At 64.3% G+C, this 12,603-nt stretch carries 12 protein-coding genes; 7 read left to right on the forward strand and 5 right to left on the reverse strand.

The window, feature by feature from the left end; all coding sequences use genetic code 11:
• Positions 1–234: 234 nt before the first annotated feature.
• A complete protein-coding gene (locus L6D89_RS11100) occupies positions 235–1,311 on the reverse strand; it encodes a 3-deoxy-7-phosphoheptulonate synthase (protein WP_236174493.1) in 1,077 nt (358 codons plus the stop codon).
• 180 nt (positions 1,312–1,491) lie between these two features.
• Positions 1,492–1,911, reverse strand: coding sequence for a PilZ domain-containing protein (locus tag L6D89_RS11105; protein ID WP_236174492.1), 420 nt, complete (start codon positions 1,909–1,911; stop codon positions 1,492–1,494).
• Between L6D89_RS11105 and L6D89_RS11110 the strand changes: the two genes are divergently transcribed.
• From L6D89_RS11110 to cysB, 5 genes are all read left to right on the forward strand, one after another.
• Positions 1,910–2,296 carry a YbbN family protein gene (locus L6D89_RS11110; RefSeq protein ID WP_236199720.1) on the forward strand — a complete coding sequence of 129 codons (387 nt, stop codon included), beginning with the start codon at positions 1,910–1,912 and terminating at the stop codon, positions 2,294–2,296. The genes L6D89_RS11105 and L6D89_RS11110 overlap by 2 nt on opposite strands.
• The gene (locus L6D89_RS11115; protein ID WP_236199721.1) at positions 2,296–3,243 is read left to right on the forward strand and encodes a putative 2-dehydropantoate 2-reductase; all 948 of its coding nucleotides are present in this window, start codon (positions 2,296–2,298) and stop codon (positions 3,241–3,243) included. Before L6D89_RS11110 ends, L6D89_RS11115 begins: the two co-directional genes overlap by 1 nt.
• A 17-nt stretch (positions 3,244–3,260) precedes the next feature.
• On the forward strand, positions 3,261–4,172 hold the full coding sequence (locus L6D89_RS11120; RefSeq protein WP_236199722.1) for a 5'-nucleotidase: 912 nt from the start codon (positions 3,261–3,263) through the stop codon (positions 4,170–4,172).
• Between the two features lie 96 nt (positions 4,173–4,268).
• Complete coding sequence (locus L6D89_RS11125) at positions 4,269–4,754, forward strand: universal stress protein (RefSeq protein WP_236199723.1); 486 nt, start codon at positions 4,269–4,271, stop codon at positions 4,752–4,754.
• 167 nt (positions 4,755–4,921) lie between these two features.
• Complete coding sequence (cysB, locus tag L6D89_RS11130; protein ID WP_236199724.1) at positions 4,922–5,896, forward strand: HTH-type transcriptional regulator CysB; 975 nt, start codon at positions 4,922–4,924, stop codon at positions 5,894–5,896.
• Between the two features lie 179 nt (positions 5,897–6,075).
• On the opposite strand, the gene L6D89_RS11135 is transcribed toward cysB, so the two are convergent.
• Positions 6,076–6,420: a hypothetical protein gene (locus tag L6D89_RS11135; RefSeq protein WP_081520589.1), complete on the reverse strand. Its 345-nt coding sequence runs from the start codon at positions 6,418–6,420 to the stop codon at positions 6,076–6,078.
• A gap of 86 nt (positions 6,421–6,506) precedes the next feature.
• Positions 6,507–7,241 (reverse strand): phosphoadenylyl-sulfate reductase, encoded by a 735-nt coding sequence (locus L6D89_RS11140; protein ID WP_236199725.1) that lies wholly within the window; start codon positions 7,239–7,241, stop codon positions 6,507–6,509.
• Positions 7,242–7,430: 189 nt separating this feature from the next.
• Here L6D89_RS11140 and thrH point away from each other — a divergent pair, with 189 nt between their 5' ends.
• A complete protein-coding gene (thrH, locus tag L6D89_RS11145) occupies positions 7,431–8,048 on the forward strand; it encodes a bifunctional phosphoserine phosphatase/homoserine phosphotransferase ThrH (protein WP_236174486.1) in 618 nt (205 codons plus the stop codon).
• 339 nt (positions 8,049–8,387) lie between these two features.
• Here the strand turns inward: thrH and pabB are convergent, their stop codons facing one another.
• Positions 8,388–9,731 (reverse strand): aminodeoxychorismate synthase component I, encoded by a 1,344-nt coding sequence (gene pabB, locus L6D89_RS11150; protein ID WP_236199726.1) that lies wholly within the window; start codon positions 9,729–9,731, stop codon positions 8,388–8,390.
• A 162-nt stretch (positions 9,732–9,893) separates the two neighbouring features.
• Between pabB and L6D89_RS11155 the strand changes: the two genes are divergently transcribed.
• On the forward strand, positions 9,894–12,602 hold the full coding sequence (locus tag L6D89_RS11155; protein WP_236199727.1) for a winged helix-turn-helix domain-containing protein: 2,709 nt from the start codon (positions 9,894–9,896) through the stop codon (positions 12,600–12,602).
• Position 12,603 lies beyond the last annotated feature (1 nt).

The following is a 12,603-nucleotide window of genomic DNA, read 5'->3' on the forward strand; positions in this document are numbered from 1 at the left end:
TTCAGGGTATGGAAACAGGAAGCCCGGCGAATGCCGGGCTTTTTTGTGCCCGCTGGAATTCCATGTCTGGCAGCGTCGGCAGTTCTGTAGGAGCGAGCTTGCTCGCGAACGGTGTTTCTCTCCAGCGTCAAGCGATTCGCGAGCAAGCTCGCTCCTACAAAAAGCACCGGTGCGGAATTTGCCAAAGAAAAAAGCCGGGCATCTGCCCGGCTTCTTTACTATCCGCTCGAAGCGTCAGCCGCGCTGGCGCTTGGGCAGGACGTCCTTGAGCTTGGCGTGCATGCTGCGCACGGCCTTCTCGGTGGTCTCCCAGTCGATGCAGGCATCGGTGATCGACACGCCGTACTGCAGTTGGCAGAGGTCCTTGGGAATGGGTTGAGCGCCCCAGCCCAGGTGGCTTTCCACCATCAGGCCGACGATGGAGTTGTTGCCTTCGGCGATCTGGTTGGCGACGTTGTCCATCACCAGCGGCTGCAGGGCCGGGTCCTTGTTGGAGTTGGCGTGGCTGCAGTCGACCATCACGTTCAGCGGGATCTTCGCCTTGGTCAGTTCCTGTTCGCACAGGGCAACGCTGACCGAGTCATAGTTCGGCTTGCCGTTGCCGCCGCGCAGCACGACGTGACCGTAGGCGTTGCCCTTGGTGGTGACGATGGAGACGCCGCCTTCCTGGTTGATGCCGAGGAAACGGTGCGGGCTGGAAACCGACTGCAGGGCGTTGATCGCTACGGTCAGGCTGCCATCGGTACCATTCTTGAAGCCGACCGCCGAGGACAGGCCGGAAGCCATTTCGCGGTGGGTCTGGGATTCGGTGGTGCGTGCGCCGATGGCCGACCAGCTGATCAGGTCCTGCAGGTATTGCGGGGAGATCGGGTCGAGCGCTTCGGTGGCGGTGGGCAGGCCCATCTCGGCGAGGTCGCGCAGCAATTGGCGGCCGATGTGCAGGCCGTCCTGGATCTTGAAGGAGTCGTCCAGGTACGGGTCGTTGATCAGGCCTTTCCAGCCGACCGTGGTGCGCGGCTTCTCGAAGTAGACGCGCATCACCAGGAACAGGCTGTCGGCAACTTCCGCGGCCAGCACCTTCAGGCGCTCGGCGTATTCGTGGGCGGCCTTGATGTCGTGGATCGAGCAGGGGCCGATCACCACGAACAGGCGGTGGTCCTTGCCGTCGAGGATATCGCGGACGACCTGGCGGCCGTTGGCGACGGTGCGCAGGGCGGCATCGGTCAGGGGGATTTCGCGCTTGAGCTGCTCCGGCGTGATCAGTGTCTCGTTGGAGGCAACGTTAAGGTCGTCGATCTGTAAATCAGCCATCGTGGTACTCAATCAGGTCACGGGTGCCGGCCGCCAGAAATCCCCGTGCGATGGGGCGCAGGCAATGGTGTCGCTAAGGGGAACCCGAACCTTAACCGTTCAGGCCTCGCCTCGACAATGGCTCGATGCAGGAAAATGCCCGCAACACGGGCATTTGCGCGACTTTCTGCGGGGTGTCGATCAGACCGCGCAAAACATCGGGAAGTCCGCGGCGTTCTGCGCGATCCACTCCAGCGCCAGCTCTTCGAACGGCAGGCTGCCGCCGCTGGCCTGCTCCCGCTGCCGTCGGTACTGCTCGATCTGGCAGACCTGTTCCACCATGCGCGCGCGGAACAGCGTGTCCTCGTCAATGAAGGCGATACCCACGCGATAATCGCTGGCCTGCTTGCGGCTCCAGGCGATGATGCCCGGATAGCGGGCGGAGTCACCCAGCAGGGGAATGCGCAGCTCGATGGAGGTGCCACGGCGAAAGCCCCGTGGCGAATTGCACGCGACGCCGCCGAGGCTGATATTGTGCAACCGCTGGCGCGGCAGGAACGTCTGTTTGCGGATGACCAGCTCGACCGGAAAGTCGCAAGGGTGACGCAGGAACTGACGCATGACGGAACGCTCCGACTGCAATCTTTATAGTGTTGGCTCTGTGAGTATAGTGCCGGCCCTGGAGCTGACCGACCTGGATGCCGACCGCCGGCTGCTGGAGCTGCCGGGCGTTTCGCTGCTGGTGTTCACCGGCGCCGGCTGCTCTACCTGCCGCTGGGCGCGGCAGGTACTGCCGGCGTTCAGCCTGCCGGTAGATCGTCTGTGCTGGATCGACGCCGGCCACAGTGGCGGCCTGGTCGAGCGCTATGAAGTCTTCCACCTGCCTTCCCTGTTCCTGGTGCGCGATGGCCAGTTCCTCGGCCCCGTCCACGCAGCGCTGCGCCCTGAACCCCTGATCCAAGCCCTGCGCGCTGCCCTGTCGCGCCCTGCTGAGGAGTTGCCTTGATGAATCTGCGAATCGGCATCATTGGAACCGGCGCCATTGGCGGTTTCTACGGCCTGATGCTGGCCCGCGCCGGCCACGACGTACATTTCCTGCTGCGTAGCGAATACCCCGCGGTCGCGCAGAACGGCCTGCGCCTGAACAGCCAGGTGCATGGCGCGCTGAGCCTGTCGCCGGTGAATGCCTACGCCGACGTGGCGCGGATGCCGCCCTGCGACTGGCTGTTGGTGGGCGCCAAGACCACCAGCAACGCCGATCTGGCGCCGCTGATCATCCAGGCCGCGGCGCAGGGGGCGAAGGTCCTGCTGCTGCAGAACGGCCTCGCCGTGGAAGACGAACTGCGGGCGCTGTTGCCCGAGCACATCCACCTGCTGGGTGGCCTCTGCTTCATCTGCGTACACCGTGCTGAACCGGGCGTGATCGAGCACCAGGCCTTCGGTGGGGTGAACATCGGTTATCACTCCGGCTCCGCGCAGCAAGCCGAAGCGCGTCAGGCTATCGTCGAGGAGGGCGCCGCGCTGTTCCGCAGCGCCGGCCTGGACTCCAATGCCATGCCCAACCTGGAGCAGGCGCGCTGGCAGAAGCTGGTCTGGAACATTCCCTACAACGGCCTCTCTGTGCTGCTCGACAGCGGCACGCGAGCGATCATGGACAACCCCGACAGCCGCGCCCTGGTGGCTGAACTGATGGAGGAAGTCATCGCCGGCGCCGCTGCCTGCGGGCACTCGCTGCCGCCGGGCATTGTCGGCGCGATGCTCAGCTCCACCGACGCCATGCCGGATTATCTGCCCAGCATGTACCATGACTTTGCCCAGCGCCGCCCGCTGGAGCTGGGTGCTATCTACGCGGCGCCGCTGGAAGCTGCACGCCGGGCCGGGTGCGCACTGCCGAAGATCGAGGCGCTGTATCGCGCGCTGCGCTTCATCGACGCGCGCAACCAGGCTCGCTGACGGAAACCGGGGGAAGCATGGCAAAAGGGCTGGGCGACAAGCTGGTGGTGGCGATTTCCTCGCGGGCGCTGTTCGATCTGCGGGAAAGCCATCAGGTCTATGAAAGCGAAGGCGTCGAAGCCTACCGCCAGTACCAGATCGCGCGCGAGGACCAGGTCCTGCCGCCGGGTGACGCCTTTGCCCTGGTGCAGAAGCTGCTCGCCCTCAACGGCGGGACCGACAGCGCGCCGGTGGAGGTGATCCTGGTCTCGCGCAACAGCGCCGACACCGGTCTGCGCGTGTTCAATTCCATCCAGCACTACGGCCTGGGCATCTCGCGCGCCGCCTTCGTCGGCGGCCGCAGCCCTTATCCCTACCTCAAGGCGTTCAACTGCCACCTCTTCCTCTCCACTCACATAGAGGACGTGCGTAACGCCCTGGATGCCGGCTTCGCTGCCGCAACCATTCTGTCCGGGGGCACCCGCCGCGAGGCCAATGGCGAGCTGCGTTTCGCCTTCGACGGCGATGCAGTGCTGTTCTCCGACGATTCCGAACGCGTCTACCAGCAGGGCGGACTGGAAGCCTTCCAGACCCACGAGCGCGAATCCGCCCGCGAGCCGCTGGGCGGCGGGCCGTTCAAACCTTTCCTGGCGGCGCTGAACCGCGTACAGCAGGCCTTCCCCCAGGAGTCCTGCCCGATCCGCACGGCGCTGGTCACCGCACGCTCCGCCCCGGCCCACGAGCGGGTGATCCGCACGCTGCGTGAGTGGGATATCCGCCTGGACGAGTCGCTGTTCCTCGGTGGCCTGGATAAGGCCGCCTTCCTCGAAGCCTTCGCCGCGGATGTGTTCTTCGATGACCAGCCGATGCACTGCGAGAGGGCGCGGGATGTAGTGGCGACCGGCCATGTCCCGCATGGAGTGAGCAACGAGAAGAAGGTCGCCGGATAGCCGCCCGGCCGCGACATCCGGCCGTCTCGGAGCGATTCGCGTTCTCCTGCTACGCTGCTGGATAGGCCCCGCCGCGCAGGCAGTCGAGGAGGCCGCATGATCCGAACGATTCTTTACGCCACCGACCTCGGTCTCTACGCCCCCTACGTCCTCCAGCATGCGCTCTCGCTCGCCCGAGCCTATGGCGCCGAGGTGTACGTCGTGCACGCGGTGGAGCCGCTGGGGCTGTTCGCCGAGTCCGTCCTGCAGACCTACCTGGATGAAGGTACGTTGAACGAGATGCGCACCAATGGCCTGACCAACGTCATGGGCAGCATCGAGCAGCGGGTGATGGAAGGCTTCCGCGATGAGTTGGGGGAGGCGCGCCAGGATGCCGAGCTGATCCGCACGGTGCGGGTGGTGCAGGGCGACGCGCCGACCGTGATCCTCGACGAGGCCAAGCGCCTGGGCGTCGACATCATCGTTGCCGGCAGCCACAGCCATGGGGAAGGGCTGAACACGCCGCTGGGGCGCACCGCCGGGCGCCTGGTGCAACTGGCCGAGGTGCCGGTCTACCTGGTGCCGATGCTGCTGCACCGCTGAAAGCTTTGTGACGATACGTCGGACAGGCCCGGCATTTGCGCGGGGCTTTAGACGAATGGCATGCAGGGCGAAAAAAAACGTCTAGTTTTATTCCTTAAACCATTAATATGGTTATAAAACGACAAGCCCCTGATCGCGGGTAGCGACATTCATTTCGAGGAAAGTCCATGAAGCTTCAGCAACTGCGCTATATCTGGGAAGTCGCGCACCACGATCTGAACGTCTCGGCTACCGCCCAAAGCCTGTACACCTCCCAACCCGGCATCAGCAAGCAGATCCGCCTGCTGGAAGACGAGCTCGGCGTTGAAGTCTTCGCCCGCAGCGGCAAGCACCTGACCCGCGTCACTCCGGCCGGCGAGCGCATCATCACCACCGCTGGCGAGATCCTGCGCAAGGTCGAAAGCATCAAGCAGATTGCCCAGGAATTCTCCAACGAGAAGAAGGGCACCCTGTCCATCGCCACCACCCACACCCAGGCGCGCTACGCGCTGCCCGGCGTGATCAGCGGCTTCATCAAGCAGTACCCGGACGTATCCCTGCACATGCACCAGGGCACGCCGATGCAGATTGCCGAGATGGCCGCCGACGGCACTGTCGACTTCGCCATCGCCACCGAGGCGCTGGAGCTGTTCGGTGACCTGATCATGATGCCGTGCTACCGCTGGAACCGCTGCGTGATCGTGCCTCAGGGCCACCCGCTGACCAAGGTGCCGAAGCTGACCCTGGAACTGCTCGCCGAGCAGCCCATCGTCACCTATGTGTTCGGCTTCACCGGTCGCTCCAAGCTCGACGAGGCCTTCAACCAGCGCGGCCTGGTACCGAAGGTAGTGTTCACCGCCGCCGACGCCGACGTGATCAAGACTTACGTGCGCCTGGGTCTGGGCGTTGGCATCGTCGCCCACATGGCGGTCGATCCAAAACTCGACAGCGACCTGGTGATGCTCGATGCCAGCCACCTGTTCGAATCCAGCGTGACCAAGATCGGTTTCCGCCGCGGCACCTTCCTGCGTGGCTTCATGTGCGACTTCATCGAGAAGTTCGCTCCGCACCTGACCCGTGAGCTGCTGGCCAAGGCCGTGCAGTGCCACAACAAGACCGAGCTGGACGAGCTGTTCGACGGCATCGAGTTGCCGGTCTACTGATTGCGCCACGGAACATGAAAAAGCCCGGCAGATGCCGGGCTTTTTCATGTTGGCGGATGTGCCGGCGCAGTATCGCAAATGCGCGGGCGCGGGCGATCCCTGTCGAAGCTTTCTGGTGCGTCAGGGGAGGGCAGAACAGCCTTGCCGAGCACTCATCCAAAATGCGTCAAGGGCGACGCCTACAGACGATCCAGGTCGTCGCGCTGGGCCAGTTCGGCCAGTGCTTCGCGGGAGTCCAGCGGAAGTTCGCCCCGGCCTTCGAGCACCTCGTGGAGGAAGCTCATGAACACTGTGTAGACGACCTCGCGGCCGTCATCATGGCGCACGACGAAGAAGGGCGCGGTGTCCACGCCGTACTGCGCGGCGACCAGCCAGCCGGTGCTGGCGGGGTTGCGCTCGTCGGCGACCAGGGTGCGGTCGATGCGGCTCAGGTAGCCGCCCTTGACCAGGCGTTCGTGGACTTCGCGGCATTTGCGGCAGTCCTGGCCATCGGCCAGGACCTTCTTCACCAGGGTGATGCGCATGGGATCGGCTCCATCGCAGGCATACAGGCATCCAATCCTGGGCTGCGGGCTGACAGGGGAAATTTCCGTCAGACGAGCGTAAGGCCTCAGGCCTTGCTGATCAAATTGCCGGCGTGCAGACCACATTCTTTCTGCGTGGCTTCTTCCCACCACCAGCGGCCTTCGCGCTCATGCTGGTTCGGCAGCACGGGGCGGGTGCAGGGTTCGCAGCCGATGCTGATGAAGCCGCGCTCATGCAGGCTGTTGTAGGGGATTTCCAGCATGCGGATGTAGGCCCAGACCTCTTCGCTGCTCATGTTGGCCAACGGGTTGAACTTGACCAGCGGCTTTTCCGGAGTGGAGAAGGCGCCATCCAGTTCGACCACGGCAACCTGGCTGCGGGTGCCGGGGCTCTGGTCCTTGCGCTGGCCGGTGGCCCAGGCGGTGACGGTGGACAGCTTGCGCTTGAGCGGCTCGATCTTGCGGATGCCGCAGCATTCGCCGTGGCCGTCCTTGAAGAAGCTGTACAGGCCCTTTTCCTTGACGAACGGCTCCAGCAGGCGCGGATCCGGGGTCATCACTTCGATGGCGATGCCGTAGTGCTCGCGGACCTGCTCGATGAAGCGGTAGGTTTCCGGGTGCAGGCGACCGGTGTCCAGGCTGAACACCTTGACGTTCTTGTTGAGCTTCCAGGCCATGTCCACCAGCACCACATCCTCGGCACCGCTGAAGGAAATCCACAGCTCATCGCCGAAGTGCTCGAAGGCAAGCTTCAGGATGTCCTGTGGGGCTTTGCTGGCATAGCTCGCGGCGATTTCCGCGATATCGAACGGGAGGCTCATCAGGCGGTATTCCTAGTTTTAATGGCGCAAGGCGCTCTGTGGGCGCGATGGTAGCAAAGAGGCGGATATGCCCCTAAATAACCATCAGGAAGGTCGACTGTGGTGTTTGGGTATAAGTGCCGCGTTGCGCCGCTTGGAGCGAGCGGCTAGAGTGCCGCCTCTCAAGTCAATCCTGCGGGGAAATCGTTCGTGGAAATCGCCTGTCTCGACCTGGAAGGGGTCCTGGTTCCGGAAATCTGGATCGCCTTCGCTGAAAAAACCGGTATCGAAGCGCTCAAGGCGACGACTCGCGATATCCCGGATTACGACGTGCTGATGAAGCAGCGTCTGCGCATCCTCGACGAGCACGGCCTGAAGCTGTCCGACATCCAGGAAGTGATCGCTACCCTGAAGCCGCTGGAAGGCGCGGTGGAGTTCGTCGACTGGCTGCGCGAGCGCTTCCAGGTGGTGATCCTCTCCGACACCTTCTACGAGTTCTCCCAGCCGCTGATGCGCCAGCTCGGTTTCCCGACCTTGCTGTGCCACAAGCTGATCACTGACGAGACCGATCGTGTCGTCAGCTACCAGCTGCGCCAGAAGGACCCGAAACGCCAGTCGGTCATCGCCTTCAAGAGCCTGTACTACCGTGTGATCGCCGCTGGCGATTCCTACAACGACACCACCATGCTCGCCGAAGCCCACGCCGGTATCCTGTTCCACGCGCCGGAAAACGTGATTCGCGAGTTCCCGCAGTTCCCGGCCGTGCACACCTATGAGGACCTGAAGAAGGAGTTCCTCAAGGCGTCGAACCGCCCGCTCAGCCTGTAACGCTGGCTGTGACGAAAAAGCCCCGCTGATGCGGGGCTTTTTCTTTCCGGCTTTTGGTAGGAGCAACTGACTTTTCCAGGAAAAGTCCGTGCCCGTATTTCCCCCTCACCCAGCCCTCAGCCGCAGGGAGAGGGGGCAGATCGTGCTGGCTGACGCCACAGCTTTATCCGGCACCGTACAGTCCCTTCTCTCGCTGAGGAGAGGGCCAGGGCCACGGTGAGGAGCTCTTGATCTTCGTAGGAGCGAGCTTGCTCGCGAACCACTTGATGCCGGTGCTGTAGGCAAAACCTGTTCGCGAGCAAGCTCGCTCCTGCAGGTAACTGGCGATCCGAGCGAGCCTCACAGGCTTTCCAGGGTGCGCAGCAGCACGCCCACCTTGGTCAGCGACTCCTGATATTCCTCCTCCCAGCTGGAGTCGGCGACGATACCGCCGCCCGCCCAGCAACTCGCCTGGCCGTCCTTCACCAGTACGGTGCGGATGGCGATGGAGCTGTCCATCTCGCCGCGCACGTCGAGGTAGAGCAGGCTGCCGCAGTAGATGCTGCGCCGGGTCGGCTCCAGTTCGTCGATGATCTGCATGGCGCGGACCTTCGGCGCGCCAGTGATGGAGCCGCCGGGGAAGCTGCCTTCGAGCAGGTCCAGCGCGTCCTTGTAGTCTGCCAGTTCGCCGCGCACGCTGCTCACCAGGTGATGCACGTTGGGATAGGTCTCCACGGCGAACAGCTCGGGTACGCGCACGCTGCCGGGGCGGCAGCTGCGGCCCAGATCGTTGCGCAGCAGGTCGACGATCATCAGATTCTCGGCGCGGTCCTTCTCGCTGGCGAGCAGGGCTTCGGCGTTCTGCCGGTCGGCTTCGGGCGTCTCACCGCGCGGACGGGTGCCCTTGATCGGGCGGGTTTCCACCTGCTTGCCGTGGAGCTGGATGAAACGCTCCGGCGACAGGCTGAGGACTGCGCCTTCAGGCAATGCCAGGTAACCGGCAAACGGCGTAGGACAGGCCTCACGCAGCGCACGGTAGGCCAGCCAGGGTGAACCACTGCAGGGCGCGCGGAAGCGCTGGGTGTAGTTCACCTGGTAGCAGTCGCCCGCGAGGATATAGCCGTGCACGCGCTCCAGCGCCTCGCGGTACTGCTCGCGGCTCTGGTCCGGATGGAATGGCGCGCCGAGGCGGAAAGGCGCCAGGACCTGGTCGTCGCAGGGGCCCTCGAACAGCGCGATCAAGCGCTTGCGCTCATTCGCCGCCAGCGCGGGATGGAACACCAGCTGGCTGCTGCGCTCCTCGTGATCGCTGACCAGCGCCCAGGCGTACAGCCCCAGGCGCGCGTCGGGCAGGGCAAGGTCATCGAGGTTCGGCTCGGGCAGGTGCTCGACGCGCCGGCCAAAGTCATAACCGAGATAACCGATCATTCCGCCGACGAATGGCAGTTTGCAATCGCCGGGGACATTCGCCTCGCCCAGGCTCTGCAAGGCGGTTCTTGCGCGGGCAAAAAAGCTCTTGGCCGATTCGTCGGCGGTTGGTGCCAGTTCTGCCAATGGCCAGGCGCTCAGAAGGTCATAGCGTCCACGTGTGGCAATGGGTCGACCGGCGTCGAGGAGTACGGCGCCGGGCGCCCGATGGATCAGGGCGAAGCGTTCACCCGGGTCTTCCCGGTAGGGAAGCGGGTGCAGGAAACAGTCAGGCATGGGTAACAGCGTGCAGGCAAATGAGGTGATCAGGTCGGCTGAAGTATCGATCCTAGAGCTATTTCTTCAGTTTACGTCGGAAAAGCATTCTGATAAGAAGTGACGAATCCCACGCGGACAGTGCTCCGTACCAACAACGATAATGACACAGGGATACAGGCCGTGGATGTAGTGCTCGAACCCGCAGCCGGCAGCCTTCTGCGCTCCAGATTAACACCCCCTCGGGTGCCTGCTGATTATTTGATTCGTCCTGAGGTCCAGAATGCCCTGGACCGTCATCCCTATGCCTCGATACTGTCGTTCTCGGCGCCCGCCGGTTTCGGCAAGACCACTGCACTGGCGGCGCTGGCCGGCAAGCGTGCGAGCGAAGGCCACCAGGTCGCCTGGCTCTCCCTGGAGAGCGACGACGACGACCCCGGCCGTTTCTGCCTGAAGCTCATCCAGGCCCTGGCCACTGCCGTGCCTGGCACCGGCGAGGATGCGCTGGGCTACGTGCGCAACACCATGCGCGTACCTGTGGTCGCGGTCATGGAAAGCCTGCTGATGGACCTCTCCCGCGACGAGCGCAAGGTCCTGCTGGTACTCGACGACCTGCATGAGATCACCCATTCCGACGTCTTCGCCGGCCTCAATCGCCTGGTGCAGTACGCGCCGCCCGGCCTCACCCTGGCCATCGGCAGCCGTTCCCAGCCACCGCTGAACCTCGCCACCTGGCGCGCCAAGGGGCTGCTGCTGGAAATCGGCCAGGACGAGCTGCGCCTGTCCCGCGACGAAACCCGCGAATACCTGGCCCGTGATGGCCTGCTACTCGAAGATAGCTGCCTGCAGTCGCTGCACAACCAGACCGAAGGTTGGATGGCAGGGGTTCACCTGGTCAGCCTGTGGTTGCGCCAGCAGCCCGGCGCGCCCGAAGACCTCAAGCTGCTCAGCAGCGACAAGGCGGCGGTGGGTGACTACCTGCTGCGTGCGGTGTTCGAGCGTCTGCCGGCAGATGTGCAGGACGCATTGCTGTCCCTGGGGATTGCCAATCGGCTGAATGGCGACCTGGCCAATACCCTGACCGGTCGCCAGGACGGCCAGGCGCTGCTGGAGCACCTGGACAGCATGCAGCTGTTCCTCCTGCCGCTGGATCGTGACCGCCAGTGGTACCGCTTCCACCAGCTGTTCGCCGACTTCCTCCGCGCCCGCCTGCGCGAGCGCGACCCGGAGCGCTTCAAGCAACTGCATTTCAACGCCAGCCTGTGGTTCACCAATCACCACATGCCGACCCTGGCCATCGAGCACGCCTGCCTCGCCGAGGACCCGGAGATGCTCGCCGCGCTGGTCGATGGCTGCGGCCTGGAACTGATCAACCGCGGCCAGCTCTACCTGATCTCGCGCTGGCGCAAGCACGTGCCGAACGAGATCGCCGAACGCTACCCGATCCTCGTGCTCAGCGACGTCTGGACCCGTGCCACCGAGCTCAGCCTGCCTGAAGCCAACCGCATGATCGATGAGCTGCTGGCGCGCTGGGGCGACTCGCGCGGCAACGGCCCGATGGGCAACCAGTACCTGTCGGCGCTGGCGGTGAAAGCCGTGCTGGCCTTGCAGAAGGATGACCTCGAGCAGTGCATCACCCTGGCACGCAAGGTGGAGAGCCAACTGGGGCAGAACTCGGCGTTTCTCGAAGGTGCGATCCTGCTGATCGGGGCCTTCGCCCAGGTCGTGCGCGGCCAGGCGGAGCAGGCGCGTCGATTGATGGGGCTGGCGCAACAGCGCAACCACTTCCTCGATGGCCGCTACCTGCACATGCAGCAGTGCACGATCGAGGTCGTGCTGGCGCTGGAGCAGGGCCAGGTCAAGCAGGCGCAGATGCTCATCGAACGGGTGCGCGAACAGGCCATGCCGCTGTTCGACAAGCGCTCCCAGGCCCTGGCGCTGCCGGCCATCGCCGAAGCGCTGACCGCCTACTACCGTACCGAGCTGGACGGCCTGGAAGAACGCCTGCGCTGGGCGCTGGGGCGTGTCGATGTGGTCAATCCCATCGATTTGTATGCCCAGGGCATGCAGTGCCTGGCACGCATCCAGCGCCTGCAGGGGCGCGGCAAGGAGGCGTTGGCCACCCTCGGGCTGATGCAGACCCTGGCCTCGCGCAACCAGTCCTGGCGCTTCTTCGCCATGGCGGTGGGCGAGGAGATCAACCTGATCCTCCAGGAGACCGCCACTGACCGCTGCAAGCGCGCCGAACAGCGACTCAAGGCGATCGACTGGGCCAAGCTCGCCAGCCACTACAAGCAGATGCCGTTCAACCCGGTGCTCTGGGTGCAGGGCATCAGCCGCGTGCGCCTGCTCCAGGCGCGCGGGCATTTCAGCGAGGCGTTGCACGAAATCACCCAGCTGCGCGGCATGCTCCAGCCGGGCTGGCACGGCCTGCAACGGCTGCGCCTGGACCTGCTGGCGGCCCTGAGCTACCAGCGCCTGGGATACCAGGAGCGTTCCCACAGCCTGCTCGGCCAATGCCTGGTAGGTGCCGAGCGGGAAGGGGTGCGGAGCATTTTCATCGAGGAAGGCGAGGGGATTCGCCAGTTGCTGCAGCAACTGGAGTCCACCGAGCGACAACCGGCGCTGCAGGTCTTCATTCGCGGAATGTTGACCGTCTGGCCGGGGCAGGAAGCACGCAGGTCGCCCGAGGTGCTCGAAGAAGGTCTGACCGACCGCGAGCGCGAGGTGGTATGCCTGGCGGCCCAGGGACTCTCCAACGAGGAGATCGGCCAGCAGTTGTCGCTGGCCCTGGGCACCGTCAAATGGCACCTGCACAACATCTACGAGAAGCTCAAGGTGCGCAATCGGACCCAAGCGATACGCCGTGCCCGCGAGCTGAGTCTGCTCTGAC

Origin of the sequence: Pseudomonas pseudonitroreducens (genome assembly GCF_021603645.1) — a bacterium.
Classification (GTDB): domain Bacteria; phylum Pseudomonadota; class Gammaproteobacteria; order Pseudomonadales; family Pseudomonadaceae; genus Pseudomonas; species Pseudomonas pseudonitroreducens.